Here is a 17,088-nt window from a genome sequence, read left to right on the forward strand (position 1 = left end):
CGCCTACACAAAAGCGAAAGAGCGGCACCGCAATCGCCATTGGCGGCGGCAAGGCGTGGGGGTAAGGTCGGCGCTATGAGTGATCAGACGCCCCCTCAATTGCGCCGTGGCTGGACCACTGGCGCCTGCGCCACGGCTGCCGTGAAGGCAGGGTTGCAGATGTTGTGGGGCGGCGACGTGCCCTCAACTGTAGGGATTACCTTGCCTAAGGGCGAAACGCCCGTCTTCGCGTTGGCGTTCACCGCGCAGGGCGACGGTTGGGCGGAGGTAGGGATTGAGAAAGACGCGGGCGACGATCCCGATGTGACACACGGCGCGCTTATCAAGGCGAGGGTAGCGGCGTCGGACGGCGGCGTGGTGTTTCGTGCAGGCGACGGCGTTGGCACGGTGACCAAGGCGGGGTTGCCCATCGGCGTGGGGGAGCCCGCGATAAACCCAGTGCCGCGCGCGATGATGGACGAGGTCGTGGCAGAGATGGCCAGCGAATATGGCCGCATGCCGGATGTGGAGATCACGGTGTCGGTTGAGAACGGCGCGCAGATTGCGCTGAAGACATGGAACCCGCGCTTGGGGATCGTCGGCGGGCTGTCCATTTTGGGGACGACCGGCGTGGTGCGGCCATTTTCATGCGCGGCTTGGATTGCGTCCATCCACCGTGGGATAGATGTGGCGCGGGCCGATGGGTTAACGCATGTCGCGGGCTGCACGGGCGCGACGTCAGAGAGGGTCGTGCAGGAGATGCTGGGGCTTGCCGATCATGCCATGTTGGATATGGGGGATTTCGCGGGCGGGTTGCTGAAGTACCTGTCGCGCAATCCTGTTGACCGGATCACGATAGGCGGTGGTATCGGCAAGATAACGAAGCTGGCGCAGGGGGCGCGGGATTTGCACTCCAAAAGGTCTAAAGTGGACTTTACGGCGCTAAATGAATGGGTTGAGGTAGATATCTCAGGTGCGAATACGGCGCTGGAAGCCGTGACGATTGCGCCGGAGCTGGCCGACCGCGTGGCGCAGGAAGCATTACGTCACGTGCGCCTGATCCTGAAGGATGCCCCCGTCGAGCCAAGTATTGTTGTGATAGATCGGGCGGGCAAGGTGCTCGCGAAGGTTGGGGTATGAGGATATTACTGCTGGCAGGCACAAGCGAGGCGCGCGACCTCGCGGCGACGCTGGTCGCAAAGGGCCATAGCGTGACGGCCTCGCTCGCGGGGGCCACGCGCGCGCCGCGCGATCTAGGGTGCAACACACGCACGGGCGGGTTCGGTGGCGAGCAAGGGTTCCGCGACTGGATCACGCAAAACCCCGTCGATCTGGTCATAGATGCCACGCACCCGTTCGCGGTGAATATAACGGCACGGAGCGCGCGAGTTTGCGGCGAGATGAACCTGCCATATTTGCAGGTTTTGCGTGAGGAGTGGTCAGCAAGTACAGGTGATAAATGGACATTTATCGATGAGCCGGAGCAATCAGAGACGGTGATCCCAGATAATTCACGCGTCTTTCTGGCGACGGGGCGTCAGACGCTGGAACGGTTCTCAGGCCTGTCATCGTGCTACCTGTTTTGCCGCCAGATTGATCCACCGAACGGTCCTTTCCCGCTCAGCAACGGGGAGTTCATTGTCGGGCGGCCGCCTTTTTCCGTGGAAGATGAAGTGGCGCTATTCACAAAGCTGAAAATCGACTGGCTGGTGGTGAAGAACGCAGGCGGGGATATGTCGCGCTCCAAGCTAGACGCGGCGCGCCAGATGGGAATGCCCGTACTCATGATCAACCGTGCCCAGCGACCTGTGGGGCCAAAGGTGGCAACGGTCGGTGCCGCATTGGAGTGGCTAGATGCGCATTATTAAGGGCGACGCCTGCGTTGAAGAAGGTGCCCTGTGGCTGGCCGCAGCGGAGCCGCGCTTTGCCCGCGCCTTAGGTCAGGTGGGGCCACTGCCGTTGCGCTTGAAGCCGGAGGGTTTTGGGGAGTTGTTGTCTGCGATCATGGGCCAGCAAGTGTCCATCGCGTCAGCCGCCGCGATCAATGGCCGGTTAAGGGATGCGGGACTGGTAACCGAAAAGGCCGTGGCGGCGGCAAGCGAGGAGGAGTTGCGCGCCTGCGGGTTGTCGCGCCAAAAGATACGCTATGCGCACGCTTTGGCGAACTCGGGTATTGATTTCAGCGCATTACGCGGCAAACCTACTGTGGATGTGATCAAGACATTGACCGCTGTGCCAGGCATCGGCTCTTGGACAGCCGAGATTTACGCGATGTTCTCCCTTGGACATGCGGATGTGTTCGCGTCTGGTGATTTGGCCTTGCAGGAAGCCGCGCGCATCTTGTTTGAATTGCCCGCACGCCCTAAAGAAAAAGAGATGCGCCAGATGGCGCTAGATTGGTCACCGTGGCAAAGCGTTGCCGCGCGCATATTGTGGGCCTATTACCGAGTAGAAAAAGACCGAGAGGGGATCACATGACACGGGTTTTGGAAAGCGGCCGTAAGGCGTCGAAATCAGGCGAGGACAGCTCGCTGGTGATCTTCTTGCACGGCTATGGTGCGGATGGCGCCGATCTGCTGGGGTTGGCCGATCCGCTGTCGGAGCATTTGCCTGACACGGTTTTCGTGGCCCCCAACGCGCCGGAGCAATGCACGGGCAACCCGATGGGGTTCCAGTGGTTTCCAATCCCTTGGATTGACGGCTCTTCTGAAGAAGAGTCGGAGCGCGGCATGATGCAGGCCGTTGACGATCTGAACGCCTACGTCGATGCCGTGATGGAAGAAGAGGGTGTGTCCGAGGCGGAGACGATCCTTGTGGGCTTTTCGCAAGGCACGATGATGGCGCTGCATATTGCGCCGCGCCGTGAGGATCAATTTGCGGGCGTTGTCGCGTTCTCTGGCCGTCTGCTGCGGCCTGAGTTGCTGGCGGATGAGGCGAAATCCAAGCCGCCGGTTGTGTTGATCCATGGCGATCAAGACGACGTCGTGCCGCCGATCTCCATGCCGGAGGCTGGCGACGCGCTGCAAGAAGCAGGGTTCCCCGTGTACGGCCACGTTATGAAGGGCACCGGCCATGGTATTGCACCCGACGGGTTGGGTGTGGCGCTGTCGTTTATCGGGCAGCAACTGGGCTTGGATCTTGGCTAAGGCGACGCACGGCCCCTTTTAGCAAAGCGCGGGCGTATAGGTTGTGCAGTGGCGCTAACGCATGAAACAGCGCGCCTTGATGCCCCGTTTTTGGGTCCGCAATAACCGCGGATCCAAAGTAGAGCTGGGTGCTGCTCGAAGTCGCTCGGATCTTAAACCATGATCTTGTTTTTGACGCCATATCGCACATCAACAGCTGCGTGTCGCTGCGGTCCTCGACCGTCCATGCCGCGAATTTTTGCGTTCGACCGTGGGCGACATCGGCCGCGTCTTGGTCGGTGGACGGGCGACGCACCGCGAGTTTCAAGATGACCCGTTCGCAGCGAAACAGTGGCGCGGTGTAGAAGGCGGTCACATATTCCCCAAGGCTGACAGTGCCCGCCACGGTCACCATGTAACAATCGGTGTGGTTGCCAGTGCCCGCCGCGTAGCGGCCAAGTAGCGCGTCATCGGGTAGGGGCGGTGTCGAGATGTCTATCATCACGATCTCCTTCGGGACGGTTACCACAGTGTAGCACCGGTTAATGCGCCATGACCCTGCGCAGAATCGTCACATAGCATTTACCTAGCGCGGGCATATTTGCCGCATGAGGCGCTACATATCTGGGTTGTCAGGTGAGAATAACGATATATAGTTTTTCATGACTGGGGCGGGGCTCCCCGCTCTGGTGTTCTAATTGCACGACAGAGCAGGAGACTTCTTCTCTATGGACGGCGACTTTAGGCAAGATTTTGTACATGAACCGGGCAGCTTGAAGCACAACCCGGCATTGGTCCTGAACGCGGACTACCGACCCTTATCCTATTTACCGCTCTCTTTATGGACGTGGCAGGAAGCCGTGAAGGCGGCATTTCTGGACCGCGTCACCATCTTGAGCGAATACGACGAGGTCGTGCGCTCCCCGACGATGGAAATCCGAATTCCCAGCGTGGTGGTGCTGAAAGACTACGTGAGGCCGCAAAAGAAGGTGGCATTCACGCGGTTTAACCTGTTTTTACGCGACGAGTTTTGTTGCCAGTATTGCGGCGCACGCGGGGATTTGACCTTTGACCATGTGGTGCCCCGTGCGCACGGCGGCGTGACGTCATGGGAAAACGTGGTGGCGGCGTGCTCAAAGTGCAATTTGCGAAAGGGATCGCAGTGGTTGCACAAATCTGGAATGGCGCTGCGCAAGCCGCCGGGGCAGCCAAGCGCGGGGCAATTGATGAATTTGGGCCGTAAGTTTCCGCCGAACCATCTCCATGACAGCTGGATCGACTTTCTGTACTGGGACGCGGAACTGGAGCGTTAAGCGGAGCAGCTTGCCCCGCCTAGAACACAGAATTTCGCGCAGTGCGGATGGTTCAGCTGCACGTCTTTCTCCGCGTCCTCCAGCGATGTGCCCAGCTCGAATTCGGGGGCGTAGGCAAGAAGCGTGCAGGCAAGCACAGCGGGTTTGTCCGCGCCCTTGCGCTTCACCACCATGCGCGAGGAGGAGCACATAACGGCGTCGGGCGACTTGTTTAAGATGCCCCAGCAGTCTGTGGTGATTTCTGGAACCTCGACACCTTCGTCCATTTCTGGAAAAAGGACAGTCATTGCGGGGTTTTGCGGGTCGATATTGAAGTTGTGTTTGGCGAAAATCTCGCCGTACCCCTCGCGGGCTGCTGCATCGCTCTCCGCCCAGACGGAGCGGCCTGCGACGGCCATTGTGGCCCCCTGATCACGCAGCCATTCCATCCCCTCGATCGTTTTGGAGAATGCGTCCTTGCCGCGTTCCTTGTCGTGTACTTCCGGCGACCAATGGTCGAGCGAAATGCGGAATGTCAGCTTGCTGCCGTAAGTTGCGATCAACTCTTCCAACTGGGCGCGGACGGATTTGCGCATCATCGGGCGCATGGCGTTGGTGAGGATCAGCACGTCGTAGCCACGCGCCAGTGATGCCCGTGCCATGTCGCACATATCGGGGTTCATGAACGGCTCACCGCCGGTAAAGGCGATCTCTTTGACACCCCAGTTGCGGGTTTCCAACTGGTCCAGATAGTCCTCAACCTCCGCAGTGGTGATATAGACCAGCGCGTCATTCGACGGGGACGACAGGATGTAGCAGTTCTCACACTCAATGTTGCACAGCGTGCCAGTGTTGAACCAAAGCGTTTGCGGATTGCTGAGCGCCACAGAGGCCCGACGATCACCCTTGGCTGTCACAAATGGATCGGAAAACTTGCCGATGTTTGCGGTGGCTTGGGTGCTTAGTTGGTCTTTCATGCGGTCTGCTCCGTTGGCTGCTTGCCTTGGCTATCGCTTTGTGGTGCGAAGAGAAAGTGTTTCGAGTATCATCTGACACGCTTGTGACTGATCCGTGTGATGCTAGGATGCATTTAAATTATTTCCACTGGAAATACGTCGTCGTTAGCGCTAACAGGGCGGTGACTTGACGGCAGTAGGAAGGGTAAAATCATGGTCTCACGCGTCATCCCAGTAGAGAGCTTTGATCTGGTGATCTTTGGCGGCACTGGCGATTTAGCCCGCCGTAAAGTGTTGCCGGGATTGTATCGGCGCTTTTTGGCCGGGCAAATGCCCGAAGACGCGCGTATCATCGGCGCGGCCCGCAGTGATCTGGATGACACCGGCTTCCGCGACATGATCCGCGAGGCGATTGACGAATTCGTCTCCGACGACAAGCGCGATCCGAAGGTGATTGACGCCTTTCTTGCGCAGCTTCACTACACTCCGATTGATGCCAAAGGCGAAGACGGCTGGGATACGCTGGCCAAGCTGGTCCGCAAAGATGTGGTGCAGGCGTTCTACTTCTCGGTCGGGCCAAGCCTGTTTGGCGATCTGGCAACGCGGTTGCACAAGCACAAGATCGCCAATGCGGAAAGCCGCATCGTGGTTGAAAAGCCGTTCGGGCGTGACCTGGAAAGCGCCAAGGCGCTGAACGCGGTGCTGGCGGACAGCTTTGATGAGCATCAGATTTACCGCATCGACCACTATCTGGGCAAAGAGACCGTCCAGAACCTGATGGTCGTGCGGTTTGCCAACATGCTGTTTGAGCCGATCTGGAACGCGCAATACATCGACCATGTGCAGATCACCGTCGCGGAGACCGTCGGCGTTGGCGGGCGCGGGGGGTATTACGATAAGTCCGGCGCGATGCGCGACATGATCCAGAACCACCTGATGCAGCTGTTGTGCCTCACGGCGATGGAACCACCGTCGGACTTTGAGCCGGATGCAGTGCGCGACGAAAAGCTCAAGGTGATCCGCGCGCTTGATCCAGTGAAGCCCGACAGCATCGTGCGCGGTCAGTACAACGCTGACGAGGACCAAGACTCCTACATCGCGCACTCCGAAAACCCCGAGAGCAAGACCGAAAGCTATATCGCAATGAAGGTCGATATCTCCAACTGGCGCTGGAAAGGCACACCCTTTTACTTGCGCACGGGTAAGCGCCTGAAAGGCCGCATGTCGGAGATCGTCGTGCATTTCAAAGAGGTGCCGCACTCCATCTTTGGCGAGGAGGCGGGCAGCAAGGCCAACGTGTTGGCGATCCGCTTGCAACCAGACGAGGGCATGGACCTGCGTGTCACCATCAAGGAACCGGGGCCGGGCGGGATGCGTCTGGTGGACGTGCCCCTCGACATGACATTCGCGGACGCACTTGGACCGGAGGGCGCGGATGTGCCCGACGCCTACGAGCGGCTGATTATGGACGTGATCCGTGGCAACCAAACCTTGTTCATGCGCGGCGACGAGGTAGAGGCGGCATGGGCGTGGACCGATCCGATCATCAACGGCTGGACCAGCCGTGGTGACAAACCGGTACCCTATGATCCGGGAACCAGCGGGCCGGAGGATGCGTTGATGCTACTACATCGCGACGGGCGTCGCTGGCGGGAGATAAAATAATGGAATTTATTGAATATCCTGATCGTGATCTGATGATGATCGACCTTGCCAACCACTTGGCAGGGGAGTTGAACGAGGCCTTGATGACGCATGATCAGGCGAGCATCGCGGTCCCAGGCGGCTCCACCCCCGGCCCGGTATTCGACGCACTATGTGCGGCAGACATCGACTGGTCGCGGGTGACGATATTGGTCGGCGATGAGCGGCGCGTGCCTGCAGACCATGAGCGCTCCAACGAGCGGATGATCCGTGCGCGGTTGCTGACATCGCGGGCGGCGGCGGCTAACTATGTCTCCATCCGTCCGGACGGCGAAACGCTTCCTGATATTTCGGCGCACCTCCCTTTGTCGGTGCTGGTGGTCGGCATGGGCGCGGATATGCACACCGCGTCGCTGTTCCCTGGATCGGCTGATCTGGAGGCCGCACTAGCGGATGACGCCCCCGATCTGATGCTGGTCGAAGCCGCCGACGGGCTGGAGCCGCGCATCACCATGACGGGCCGCGTTCTGTCCGAGGCGATGAGCACACATGTGTTGATCGCGGGGCAAGAGAAACGCGACGCGCTGGAACAGGCGGCCAACTTCACCCGAATGGAAGCCCCGATCCGAACCGTCCTCGCAAACGCAACCGTACACTGGGCTCCCTGATGAACTGGACTGACCTGAAGACCCGCGCCGACGCACGCCAAACACTCGCATCCCTGTTTGCGCAGAACCCGAACCGCGCCGAAGAATTCTCCGCGCGGCACGGTGACATGCTGTTCGACTACTCCAAAACCCACATCGGCGAAGACGACCGCGCGTTGCTTATCCAGATGGCATCGGACGCAGGTCTGGAAGACCGCCGCGCGGCGATGTTTGGTGGACAAAAGATTAACGAGACCGAGGACCGTGCGGTGCTCCACACTGCGCTGCGCAACCTGAGCGATGATGCGATTTTGGTCGACGGTAAAGACGTCATGCCCAGCGTGCGCGACACGCGTGACCGTATGGCCGCCTTCAGCGAAGCGGTGCGCACGGGTGCGTTGCAAGGGCAGGGTGGCGCGATTACCGACGTCGTGAATATCGGTATTGGCGGTTCCGACTTGGGGCCTGCAATGGCGGTGCTGGCCTTGGCCCCGTACCACGATGGCCCACGGGTGCATTTCGTGTCCAATGTCGACGGTGCAGATGTCGCAGACACTTTGCGCGGGCTGGATCCGGCGACGACCTTGGTGATCGTTGCCTCGAAAACATTTACCACGATTGAGACCATGACCAATGCGCGCACCGCGCAGGCGTGGATGGCCAAGGACGTCAAAGACACCGGCGCACAGTTCGCAGCCTTGTCCACCGCTGAGGAAAAGACCGCAGAGTTCGGCATTCCCTCCGCGCATGTCTTCGGGTTCGAAGACTGGGTCGGCGGACGTTATTCCCTGTGGGGGCCCATTGGCCTGTCGCTGATGATCGCCATCGGTGCCGATGATTTCACCGACTTCCTGCGCGGCGCATATGACATGGATTGCCATTTTCGCGACGCGCCGCTGGCGGATAACCTGCCAGTGCTGCTGGCGCTTGTCGGTGTCTGGAACAACCAAGGGTGCGGTCATGCCACACGCGCTGTTTTGCCGTACGATCAACGCCTTACGCGCCTTCCTGCCTATTTTCAGCAGTTGGAGATGGAAAGCAACGGCAAGTCCGTCGCGATGGATGGCACTAGTCTTGAGGTGAATTCCGGCCCCGTCGTTTGGGGGGAGCCGGGTACCAACGGGCAGCACGCGTTCTACCAACTGATCCATCAAGGCACGCGGGTGATCCCGTGTGAATTCATGGTCGCGCGTGCAGGGCACGAGGCCGATCTGGGGCATCAGCACGAGCTTCTCGTCGCCAACTGTCTGGCTCAGTCAGAGGCGTTGATGGTCGGTCGCTCCCTTAAGGAAGCCACTGATATCATGGCGCAACGCGGTTTATCAGGTGATGAGTTGGACCGCCAAGCGCGCCACCGTGTCTTCCCCGGTGATCGCCCGTCAACCACGCTTGTATACCCGAAGCTGACGCCGTTCGTTTTGGGGCAGATCATCGCGCTCTATGAGCACCGTGTCTTCGTGGAAGGGGTGATGCTGGGCATCAACTCCTATGACCAATGGGGCGTGGAGCTGGGCAAAGAACTCGCCAACGCGCTGACGCCGGTTCTGCGTGGCGAAGCGTCTGACGCGGAGAAGGACAGCTCCACACGGTTGTTGCTGGATTATCTACGCAGCTAAGCAGCGGCGCCGATGCTAGATGTCTTCGGCGCCGTCTTTCTCTTTCAGTAAGGCTCTGAGCGCTGGTGAAATCGGGCGCTTGGTGCCGTCAGAATTCAGCAGCACGATAATCGCGTGCGACGTGGTGCGCAGGCTGCCGCCAGCCCAAACCGCGTAATCCATCTTGAAGCTTGATGTGCGGAGTTTGGAGGCGCGGCCGGTGACGATGTAATCCTCATCCAGTTTCATCTCGCGCAGGTAGTCGACCTGCACCTGACGCAAAACCAACTGCGCCGCATCATCGCCGACATATGCGATGCCGTAGGCCTTCATATACTGAATGCGGAAGTTCTCGAACCAACCCAGATAGGACGTATTGTTCACATGCCCGAGCGGATCCAACTCGGCAAACCTCGTACGGTCCGCGACGCCAAAGCCCCAAGGTTCCGGAATGCCCAAAGCACGCAGGGTGCCGGCGTCAAGCGCGGTATGGTAGGGGATTGTTTTCATAAATTTTGGAGCGGGTAACGAGAATCGAACTCGTAACTAAAGCTTGGGAAGCTGCCGTGATACCTTTTCACCATACCCGCTGATGCGTCTGAATTAAGTGAGCCGCAGGGCGGCGTCAAGAGCGTCTGCGTCTGCGGCGACCACCTTCTTTATCGCCGCCGCCGGTGTTGAAGTTCACATCGGGCAGGGTGACGATACTGGACAGGATCGGGAAGGGTTCCACCGCGTTGGGGATGTTGGAGGCATTCACGAAGTGCTCTTGAAAGCGCGGCTCTATGGCGGTTTCGATCTTGTGGATGTTGTGAACGGTGTGCTCAATCTCGGCGCGGGTCTTGGTGTTCAGCAGCGCAATCCGCGCGCCAGTCCCTGCCGCGTTGCCGGCGGAGGTCACTTTGTCGAGCGGCGCGTCGGGGATCATGCCCAGAACCATCGCGTGTTTGGGCGAGATATGCGCGCCGAAAGCGCCTGCCAGAACCACGCGGTCCACGGTGTCGACATTGAACTTGTCCATCAATAGACGTGCGCCAGAATAGAGCGCGGCCTTGGCCATCTGGATTTCGCGGATGTCGCGGTTGGTCACGGTAATTTTGCGCTCCGTGTCTTCATAAACCAAATAACTGTAGGTTCTTCCGTCTAGAAAACAGCGGGTTGTGCCGGTTTGTTCAGGCGATCCGATCAGGCCTGGCCCGTCTACGATCCCTGCCATGCGCATTTCCGCAACCATCTCGATGATGCCGGATCCGCAAATTCCGGTGATGCCCGTGCTGGCAACAACCGCGTCAAAGCCGTCCTCGTCCGACCACAGGTCGGAGCCGATCACGCGAAAGCGCGGCTCTTTGGTGATGGGGTCAATTTCCACGCGCTCGATCGCGCCAGGGGCGGCACGTTGGCCGGAGCTGATCTGCGCGCCCTCGAACGCGGGGCCTGTGGGGGAGGAACACGCGAGTACTTTGTCTTTATTGCCCAGCAGGATTTCCGCGTTGGTGCCGACGTCGACCACGAGGACGAGGTCGTCGGATTTATCCGGTGCCTCCGACAGGGCGACGGCGGCCGCATCCGCGCCTACATGGCCCGCAATGCAGGGCAGCAGATAGACGCGCGCGGCGGGGTGCAATGCCAAGCCCAGTTCTGCCGCACGCAGGTTCATGGCGTTCGAAGTGGCCAGCGCGAAGGGCGCTTGCCCCAATTCGAAGGGATCAATGCCCAAAAACAGGTGGTGCATCACAGGGTTGCAAACGAACACGGCGTCGACGATGAGGCCGGCGTCAATTCCGGCCTCTGCGGATATCTGGTCAAACAACGTATTCATGCCGTCGCGGACGGCGTTGGTCATCTCGTCGGCACCGCCTGCGTTCATCATTGAATAGCTGACGCGGCTCATCAGGTCTTCACCGAACCGGATTTGCGGGTTCATGATGCCGGAGGAGGCAACGACCTCGCCTGTGGCCAGATCGCACAGGTGACCAGCGATAGTCGTGGAGCCAAGGTCAACCGCGAGGCCGTAAACCGTGCCTTCATAAAAGCCGGGCCAGACCTGCATAATCTGCGCCCCGTGACGATCATCGCCCAGATGCACGGCGCAGGTGACTTTCCACTCGCCCTTGCGCAAGATCGGTTGCAGGGTTTTCAGCAGCGCCAGATCGGCCTCCAGCTCTGGCAGGTTCCAGTCTTTGCGCAAGGCCTTGATCAATCGCTCTAGATCGCCGGAGGGTTCATGCATGTCCGGTTGCTCCACCTCGACATAGTAGAGCTTGGTGGACGGGTTCAGCGTGATGTCGCGGGCCTCCACCCGTTTGCGCACCACCTGTTTGTGGACTTGGCTGCTTTCGGGGACGTCGATCACGATGTCGCCCTGCACCTGTGCCTGACACCCAAGGCGGCGGCCCTTGGTCAATCCGCGTTTGTCGTCGTAGCGCTGCTCCACGCTATTCCACTCGGACAATGCGCCGTCACGCACGGTCACACCGTGCTTGGGGAACTCGCCGTAGGACGGCGTGATCTGGCATTTGGAGCAGATACCCCGCCCGCCGCAAACGCTATCAAGATCCACCCCAAGTTGGCGCGCGGCTGTCAAAACGGGCGTGCCCTTGGGGAAATGCCCCCGCTTGCCGGAGGGGGTGAAAATCACGAGTGGATCAAGGTCGGACATGGGCGCACCGGAGCAGTTGTTTCTGCTTCGAGTTGTAGGGCTTTCATCCCCGGCCGCAATGGCTGTCTGCGACCTGATCATGCAAGAATACGCATGGTTTTCATGAATGGATCAGCACTTGGCCTATTTCGCTTCGGGCACCTTCTTCTTGGTGAACGGGTGCAGGAACTGCTTCACGAAGCCGCGCGGAACCTGCTCGCCTGCGACGCCGTAACGTTTGGGCCAACGGCCTTCGGGCATGTGGTAGGTGCCAAAGATGCGGTCAAAGATCGGGAAGTGGATGGCGTAATTGACGTCAATCGCCTCGCGCTCCGCGCCGTGGTGCCAGTGGTGGAAGCGTGGCGTAGCAAAGGTGCTTTCAATCGGCTTCAGGTTCCAGCCGATGTTGGAATGGATGAAGTGGGAATAGAAATAGACGATTAGCACATAGGCTTGGATAGCCGCCGGATCGAAGCCCAAGGTGAACATCGGGATTGCGGTGAAGCCCCTTAGGATAGCGATTTCGATGAAGTGCATGCGGGAGCCGGCCAACCAGTCCAGATGCTTGGCGGAGTGGTGAACCGCGTGGAACCGCCAGAGCGCGGGGACCGTGTGAAACGTGCGGTGGACCCAGTATTGCACGAAGTCGGAGAACACCAAGATGATGAAAAGCTGAACGATGAAGGGCAGGGCGAAAACCCATTCTTGTATCGGCCCCATGTCGATATAGCCGGTGATCAGGTTTGACGGCATCAGCGTCAGGAAGGTCAGAACCTGCACCATCAAGGATGACACAAGGTAGTAGAACATATCTTCCTGCCACTCGGGGCGAAAGACGGTCTGGTCGTTGTCTTGCGGGAAGTAACGCTCCAACGGCACAAACAGGAAACCCAGAAACACGACGTTCAGGATAAAGAAATCCAGCCCGAAGTACATCGGCGCAGTCAGGGTGGAGCCGTCATCCGGTGTGCCGATCAAGGACGCGATTACGATCATGAACAGCGCGGTCCACCCCAGTATTTTGTCGCGGGACAACAACAACGACAGCAGCGCGAAGGCGTAACCGAGCAGCAGCACCACCTGCAAAAGCAGTTGCAGATTGGCGGGGGTCATCACGGTAGCAAGATCAGGCGTCGAAAACAGTCCGGGGTAGTGCATCACAGCCAGCAAGGCGACTGCAGTTATACCCGCAAGCAACGCACCGCCGCCTGACAGCCAGCCGCTGCCGAATGGGCGGTCTTCACGTGGGCGCTCTAACTCGGTTTTTATGCGGCGGATGAAGGACATAAACAAAACTCCTGACTAAAATATTGCCGGAGTATGCCCAGTGTATGTGTGCGGGCATAGCCATTTCTGGCTGTGCCCGCTGGTTTTTCGTGGCGTGTGGGGATTAGTCCCGACTAGCCCCGACGGCGGCGGCCACCCGCACGCCCGCCGCGCGCTGCGGCGGTCGACCCGTCAGCGTTTTTGGGCTTGTTGAAGTTAATCCAAGCTGCACCCGACGGATCTTGGTCCATCAGGAAGTTAGCGGCGCGAATGGCTTCCATCTCCTTGCCGGGCTGTGGTTTGGTGGAGCCGAGGCCAGTGAGTTGCGCCAGCAACTCCGGATCAATGTCGTCAGGCACGATGATGCCCGCCTTCGCCAGCGCATCCAGCTTTTCTTGCAGCTTTTTCGGGCCTACGGGCAGGGCCACAGGGTTCATGATCGCGGAGGTCATGCCCGCGGCCATCGCCATGGGCAGGAAGGCGTTGTTGATGCCGTGGCGATTGGGCAGCCCGAAGCTGATATTCGACGCCCCGCAGGTGGTGTTCACGCCAAGCTCTTCGCGCAAGCGGCGCACAAGGGTGTAGACCTGCAAGCCCGCAGTGCCCATCGCGCCGATTGGCATAACCAGCGGATCGACCACGATGTCATGGGCGGGGATGCCGAAATCAGCGGCGCGCTCCACGATCTTTTTGGCGACGGCAAACCGCACATCAGGGTCTTCGGAAATGCCGGTGTCATCGTTGGAGATGGCCACGACGGGGACGTTGTATTTCTTGACGAGCGGCAGCACCAACTCAAGGCGCTCCTCCTCGCCCGTGACAGAGTTCAAAAGCGGGCGGCCTTCGGCGGCGGCAAGCCCGTTTTCCAGCGCGCCGGGAACGGAGCTGTCGATGCACAGCGGAATGTCGGTCACTTTCTGGACCCGCTCCACAAGATCCTTCATCAACATCGGTTCAACGAAGTTGTTGTCGGCGTAGCGGGGATCTTCGGCCATCTTGTTGGAGAACACCGCGCCGGAGTTCACGTCGAGAATGTTGGCACCGGCCAGCGTTTGCGCGATGGCGTCGGCCTCTACCCGTGAGAAATCGCCGCGCTCCAACTCCTCGTTGAGGATTTTGCGCCCGGTCGGGTTGATCCGCTCCCCGATCACACAGAACGGTTGGTCAAAGCCGATGATGGCGGTTTTGGTTTTGGATTCGACGATGGTGCGAGTCATTAAGTGATCTTTCTTATGTTTGGTCTGCCGGAACGCCAGAGGCGCCGCCATTGGCAATGGCCCAGTTAGCGTTCGTTTTGATACCGCCAAGCGGGAAGAAGTGCACGGATTCAATGTTGAAGTCGGGGTTGTTGGCTTTGTGCGCGGCGAGGAAGGTGAGCACCTCTGTCGGCTCATAGGGGAGCAACAGCTTGGTGACATCCATCGCCCGCTTTTGCAGCACTTTAAGGGACGGGCCGACGCCGCAAGCGATGGCGAATTTGATCAGGGTTTGCAGCTTCGCAGGGCCCGCGATGCCGATGTGAACGGGCAGATCAATGCCCGCGGCTTTGATAGAGTTGGCCCATGCGATAATCGGCTCCGCGTCAAAGGCAAACTGGGTCGCCAGCGCCATTTGTGCGTCAGATGTTTCAGAAAACTTCTGTTTCCAAAGAAGGGCTTCGTCGACGTTTTTCATGCCGCCATCAGGGTCGATATCACGGTTGCCTTCGGGGTGGCCTGCCACGTGCAGTCTCTCGAAGTCACCGAACGCACCGGTTTCAAGCAGTTGCATCGAGCTGTCGAAGTCGCCATGTGGCTCCGTCACACCGCCAGCCAGCAGCAGCGCTTGTTTAACGTCGGCTTCACCTTGGTAGCGCGCGACCCAATCCACAAGCGTTGCGCGATCCTTGATGATGCGCGCGGGGAAGTGCGGCATGACCTTGTAGCCGTCGGCGTTCAGGCGGGCGGCGGTGGCGACCATGTCCTCAATCGGCGTCCCGTCGATATGGGCCACGTAGACGCGGGTGCCTTCGGGCAGCAGGGCGCGAAAATCTTCGACCTTCTCCGCGGTGCGGGGCATCACCTCAATGGAATAATCTTGCAGGAAGCTTTCCACCTGCGGATTCACCGTGACCGCGTCTGTCGCTGGCTTACGTTTGAAGTTTAGCAAGGCCATGAGCCCCTCCCTAATGCGCGTTGCGATCGTATCAGGTGGCATTGCCATCATTCGCGATCAGCTGCTTGATCCTCTCGCCGTCGTATTCAGCTTCCAGCCGCGCCGCTTCGTTTTTTGCGACCTCTTGGGCGTCACCATCGACGTTGTAGGGCGTGGCTTTGCGCCAGTCGGCCAGATAGGCGTCGGCGTCCTTGGCCCCGACCTTCATTGCCGCGCGGTCGATGGCTTGCTCGAACCGTTCGGGCAACTGGACCTTATTGGCGCGGCGACCTTTGCCCACGATGACCTGCGCGGGGATGTCGCGCCAGTAAACTATTGTCACATCAGGCATAGGATCGATTCCTTTGGTTGGCGGCCGTTCCGAAAAGACTAGGCGTCCGGTTTCTGCCGCCGAGGTGCATTATCGACATTTGAACAAGGCAGAGCGACCTTGCAGCGCCGCCGCCCTTGCTAAGCGGCTTTGTGGCGCGGGACCAGCGGGCAGGTGCCTCATATTTCTCATGGTTTTTATGAGCTTGGGACAAGGTCTGTGCTTGCTTCAAGGCGATTGCGCTCCTAGGTTGGGGATAACCCATATTTAGGAGGCCCTGCGCCATGGCGAAACGTCCGCCACACAGCGCGGGCCCGTTCGTCACACCGGCCCTAGTGCCGACCGCGCGGCCCGCGACCAACCCTGCTCCGGCGGGAAAACCAGACCCGGCAGACCTGTACGCAGCGCTGGATCTTGGCACGAACTCTTGCAGGATGCTGATTGCCCAACCCAAAGGCAGCCAGTTTCACGTTGTTGATAGCTTCTCTAAGTCCGTTCAGCTTGGGGCAGGTTTAGAGAGCAGCGGCAAGCTGTCGCGCAACTCTATGGCGCGCACAGTGGGCGCGTTGAAAATCTGCCAGAAGAAACTGCGTCACCATGAGGTGAAACGGATGCGGCTGGTCGCAACGGAGGCCTGCCGCCGCGCGACCAACTCTGCCGAGTTTTTGAAGCTCGTGACCCGCGAGACGGGGCTGGACCTTGAAATCATCAAGCCCGAGGAGGAAGCGCGTTTCGCCGTCATCTCCTGCGCGCCCTTGGTGTCGGTCAACACCGAGCAATTGCTGGTGGTCGACATCGGCGGCGGCTCGACGGAACTTGTCTGGATTGATCTGAGCCGCGTGCCAAAGGTGGACCGCCCAAGGGCGATTATGCGCCTGCACACGGGCTTTGACAGCAAAGACAGCGAGTTTCCGGCGGCCAAGGTGGTTGACTGGATTTCGGTGCCCTTGGGCGTTGCCACGCTGCGTGATCAGTTCAATGACGTGGACGACGATGGCGCGCGGTTTGCGCTGATGTCATGGTTCTTTGAGGAAAACCTAGCGGAGTTCACGCCCTACATCGACGCCGATCAGGTGCGCGCAGGGTTCCAGATCGTGGGCACGTCGGGAACGGTTACGACCGTTGCGGCGTCCCATCTGGGGTTGAAGCGCTACGACCGCAACAAGGTCGACGGGTTGCGTATGACCTCGGACCAGATTGACCACGTGATCCAAGGCTACCTGCATATGGGGCCTGAGGGACGTCGCGCGGACCCGCGGATTGGCAAGGACCGCCATGCGTTGATCATGTCGGGCGCTGCCATTTTGCAAGCCCTGCTGCGGGTTTGGCCTACCGACCGCTTGTCTGTGGCGGATCGTGGCTTACGTGAGGGGCTTCTTTACGCGCAAATGTCGAGTGACGGCGTGTTGGAGGAGGGACCTTACTAGGCTGGCCTTTACGGGCGTAGCAGCGTAGGGAAGCCTCCGGCGGGAATATTTTTAC

17 protein-coding genes and 1 tRNA gene are annotated in these 17,088 nt (G+C 59.6%); 9 read left to right on the forward strand and 9 right to left on the reverse strand.

Annotated features, from left to right (window positions below; translation table 11 throughout):
* Nucleotides 1-75 precede the first annotated feature (75 nt).
* The 4 genes from BLW66_RS03825 to BLW66_RS03840 are packed head-to-tail and all read left to right on the forward strand — an operon-like array spanning nucleotide 76 to nucleotide 3,125.
* Nucleotides 76-1,119: a cobalt-precorrin-5B (C(1))-methyltransferase gene (locus tag BLW66_RS03825; protein ID WP_089945177.1), complete on the forward strand. Its 1,044-nt coding sequence runs from the start codon at nucleotides 76-78 to the stop codon at nucleotides 1,117-1,119.
* Nucleotides 1,116-1,847, forward strand: a complete 732-nt coding sequence (locus BLW66_RS03830) for a cobalt-precorrin-6A reductase (RefSeq protein WP_089945179.1) — start codon at nucleotides 1,116-1,118, stop codon at nucleotides 1,845-1,847. The genes BLW66_RS03825 and BLW66_RS03830 overlap by 4 nt, the downstream gene beginning before the upstream one ends.
* Nucleotides 1,834-2,457 (forward strand): DNA-3-methyladenine glycosylase family protein, encoded by a 624-nt coding sequence (locus BLW66_RS03835; protein ID WP_089945181.1) that lies wholly within the window; start codon nucleotides 1,834-1,836, stop codon nucleotides 2,455-2,457. The genes BLW66_RS03830 and BLW66_RS03835 overlap by 14 nt, the downstream gene beginning before the upstream one ends.
* Nucleotides 2,454-3,125: an alpha/beta hydrolase gene (locus BLW66_RS03840; RefSeq protein ID WP_089945183.1), complete on the forward strand. Its 672-nt coding sequence runs from the start codon at nucleotides 2,454-2,456 to the stop codon at nucleotides 3,123-3,125. The genes BLW66_RS03835 and BLW66_RS03840 overlap by 4 nt, the downstream gene beginning before the upstream one ends.
* On the opposite strand, the gene BLW66_RS03845 is transcribed toward BLW66_RS03840, so the two are convergent.
* Nucleotides 3,091-3,606, reverse strand: coding sequence for a hypothetical protein (locus BLW66_RS03845; RefSeq protein WP_211664258.1), 516 nt, complete (start codon nucleotides 3,604-3,606; stop codon nucleotides 3,091-3,093). The genes BLW66_RS03840 and BLW66_RS03845 overlap by 35 nt on opposite strands.
* 226 nt (nucleotides 3,607-3,832) lie before the next feature.
* Here BLW66_RS03845 and BLW66_RS03850 point away from each other — a divergent pair, with 226 nt between their 5' ends.
* Nucleotides 3,833-4,417 carry an HNH endonuclease gene (locus BLW66_RS03850; RefSeq protein WP_089945186.1) on the forward strand — a complete coding sequence of 195 codons (585 nt, stop codon included), beginning with the start codon at nucleotides 3,833-3,835 and terminating at the stop codon, nucleotides 4,415-4,417.
* Here the strand turns inward: BLW66_RS03850 and BLW66_RS03855 are convergent.
* The gene (locus BLW66_RS03855; RefSeq protein WP_089945187.1) at nucleotides 4,414-5,373 is read right to left on the reverse strand and encodes a radical SAM protein; all 960 of its coding nucleotides are present in this window, start codon (nucleotides 5,371-5,373) and stop codon (nucleotides 4,414-4,416) included. The genes BLW66_RS03850 and BLW66_RS03855 overlap by 4 nt on opposite strands.
* A gap of 192 nt (nucleotides 5,374-5,565) precedes the next feature.
* Between BLW66_RS03855 and zwf the strand changes: the two genes are divergently transcribed.
* The 3 genes from zwf to pgi are packed head-to-tail and all read left to right on the forward strand — an operon-like array spanning nucleotide 5,566 to nucleotide 9,259.
* Nucleotides 5,566-7,017: a glucose-6-phosphate dehydrogenase gene (zwf, locus tag BLW66_RS03860; RefSeq protein ID WP_089945189.1), complete on the forward strand. Its 1,452-nt coding sequence runs from the start codon at nucleotides 5,566-5,568 to the stop codon at nucleotides 7,015-7,017.
* A complete protein-coding gene (pgl, locus tag BLW66_RS03865; protein WP_089945192.1) occupies nucleotides 7,017-7,664 on the forward strand; it encodes a 6-phosphogluconolactonase in 648 nt (215 codons plus the stop codon). The genes zwf and pgl overlap by 1 nt, the downstream gene beginning before the upstream one ends.
* Complete coding sequence (pgi, locus tag BLW66_RS03870) at nucleotides 7,664-9,259, forward strand: glucose-6-phosphate isomerase (RefSeq protein WP_089945194.1); 1,596 nt, start codon at nucleotides 7,664-7,666, stop codon at nucleotides 9,257-9,259. The genes pgl and pgi overlap by 1 nt, the downstream gene beginning before the upstream one ends.
* Nucleotides 9,260-9,274: 15 nt before the next feature.
* Here the strand turns inward: pgi and BLW66_RS03875 are convergent, their stop codons facing one another.
* The 7 genes from BLW66_RS03875 to BLW66_RS03905 all read right to left on the reverse strand — a co-directional run bounded on the left by BLW66_RS03875 (nucleotide 9,275) and on the right by BLW66_RS03905 (nucleotide 15,627).
* Entirely contained in the window at nucleotides 9,275-9,748 is a 474-nt protein-coding gene (locus tag BLW66_RS03875) for an acyl-CoA thioesterase (protein ID WP_089945196.1), read from the reverse strand.
* A gap of 6 nt (nucleotides 9,749-9,754) precedes the next feature.
* A tRNA-Gly gene (locus tag BLW66_RS03880) sits at nucleotides 9,755-9,828 on the reverse strand.
* A gap of 35 nt (nucleotides 9,829-9,863) precedes the next feature.
* The gene (locus tag BLW66_RS03885; protein WP_089945198.1) at nucleotides 9,864-11,897 is read right to left on the reverse strand and encodes an ASKHA domain-containing protein; all 2,034 of its coding nucleotides are present in this window, start codon (nucleotides 11,895-11,897) and stop codon (nucleotides 9,864-9,866) included.
* 123 nt (nucleotides 11,898-12,020) lie between these two features.
* Entirely contained in the window at nucleotides 12,021-13,163 is a 1,143-nt protein-coding gene (locus tag BLW66_RS03890) for a sterol desaturase family protein (protein WP_089945200.1), read from the reverse strand.
* Between the two features lie 113 nt (nucleotides 13,164-13,276).
* Complete coding sequence (locus BLW66_RS03895) at nucleotides 13,277-14,359, reverse strand: methyltetrahydrofolate cobalamin methyltransferase (protein WP_089945674.1); 1,083 nt, start codon at nucleotides 14,357-14,359, stop codon at nucleotides 13,277-13,279.
* Nucleotides 14,360-14,372: 13 nt separating this feature from the next.
* Nucleotides 14,373-15,296 (reverse strand): methylenetetrahydrofolate reductase, encoded by a 924-nt coding sequence (locus BLW66_RS03900; protein ID WP_089945202.1) that lies wholly within the window; start codon nucleotides 15,294-15,296, stop codon nucleotides 14,373-14,375.
* Nucleotides 15,297-15,327: 31 nt separating this feature from the next.
* The gene (locus BLW66_RS03905; protein ID WP_089945203.1) at nucleotides 15,328-15,627 is read right to left on the reverse strand and encodes a virulence factor; all 300 of its coding nucleotides are present in this window, start codon (nucleotides 15,625-15,627) and stop codon (nucleotides 15,328-15,330) included.
* 263 nt (nucleotides 15,628-15,890) lie between these two features.
* Between BLW66_RS03905 and BLW66_RS03915 the strand changes: the two genes are divergently transcribed.
* Nucleotides 15,891-17,033, forward strand: a complete 1,143-nt coding sequence (locus tag BLW66_RS03915; RefSeq protein ID WP_089945206.1) for a Ppx/GppA phosphatase family protein — start codon at nucleotides 15,891-15,893, stop codon at nucleotides 17,031-17,033.
* Nucleotides 17,034-17,088: the final 55 nt, after the last annotated feature.

This window comes from Litoreibacter albidus, from assembly GCF_900107015.1.
Taxonomy (GTDB): domain Bacteria; phylum Pseudomonadota; class Alphaproteobacteria; order Rhodobacterales; family Rhodobacteraceae; genus Litoreibacter; species Litoreibacter albidus.

What these genes read in the sequence shown, in the direction of transcription:
- BLW66_RS03885 (WP_089945198.1), bottom strand. Translation starts at nt 11,897, where the DNA reads ATGTCCGACCTTGATCCACTCGTGATTTTCACCCCCTCCGGCAAGCGG.
- BLW66_RS03825 (WP_089945177.1), top strand. Translation starts at nt 76, where the DNA reads ATGAGTGATCAGACGCCCCCTCAATTGCGCCGTGGCTGGACCACTGGC.
- BLW66_RS03900 (WP_089945202.1), bottom strand. Translation starts at nt 15,296, where the DNA reads ATGGCCTTGCTAAACTTCAAACGTAAGCCAGCGACAGACGCGGTCACG.
- BLW66_RS03905 (WP_089945203.1), bottom strand. Translation starts at nt 15,627, where the DNA reads ATGCCTGATGTGACAATAGTTTACTGGCGCGACATCCCCGCGCAGGTC.
- BLW66_RS03855 (WP_089945187.1), bottom strand. Translation starts at nt 5,373, where the DNA reads ATGAAAGACCAACTAAGCACCCAAGCCACCGCAAACATCGGCAAGTTT.
- BLW66_RS03875 (WP_089945196.1), bottom strand. Translation starts at nt 9,748, where the DNA reads ATGAAAACAATCCCCTACCATACCGCGCTTGACGCCGGCACCCTGCGT.
- BLW66_RS03850 (WP_089945186.1), top strand. Translation starts at nt 3,833, where the DNA reads ATGGACGGCGACTTTAGGCAAGATTTTGTACATGAACCGGGCAGCTTG.
- zwf (WP_089945189.1), top strand. Translation starts at nt 5,566, where the DNA reads ATGGTCTCACGCGTCATCCCAGTAGAGAGCTTTGATCTGGTGATCTTT.
- BLW66_RS03835 (WP_089945181.1), top strand. Translation starts at nt 1,834, where the DNA reads ATGCGCATTATTAAGGGCGACGCCTGCGTTGAAGAAGGTGCCCTGTGG.
- BLW66_RS03830 (WP_089945179.1), top strand. Translation starts at nt 1,116, where the DNA reads ATGAGGATATTACTGCTGGCAGGCACAAGCGAGGCGCGCGACCTCGCG.
- BLW66_RS03915 (WP_089945206.1), top strand. Translation starts at nt 15,891, where the DNA reads ATGGCGAAACGTCCGCCACACAGCGCGGGCCCGTTCGTCACACCGGCC.
- BLW66_RS03890 (WP_089945200.1), bottom strand. Translation starts at nt 13,163, where the DNA reads ATGTCCTTCATCCGCCGCATAAAAACCGAGTTAGAGCGCCCACGTGAA.
- BLW66_RS03895 (WP_089945674.1), bottom strand. Translation starts at nt 14,359, where the DNA reads ATGACTCGCACCATCGTCGAATCCAAAACCAAAACCGCCATCATCGGC.
- pgl (WP_089945192.1), top strand. Translation starts at nt 7,017, where the DNA reads ATGGAATTTATTGAATATCCTGATCGTGATCTGATGATGATCGACCTT.
- BLW66_RS03845 (WP_211664258.1), bottom strand. Translation starts at nt 3,606, where the DNA reads ATGATAGACATCTCGACACCGCCCCTACCCGATGACGCGCTACTTGGC.
- pgi (WP_089945194.1), top strand. Translation starts at nt 7,664, where the DNA reads ATGAACTGGACTGACCTGAAGACCCGCGCCGACGCACGCCAAACACTC.
- BLW66_RS03840 (WP_089945183.1), top strand. Translation starts at nt 2,454, where the DNA reads ATGACACGGGTTTTGGAAAGCGGCCGTAAGGCGTCGAAATCAGGCGAG.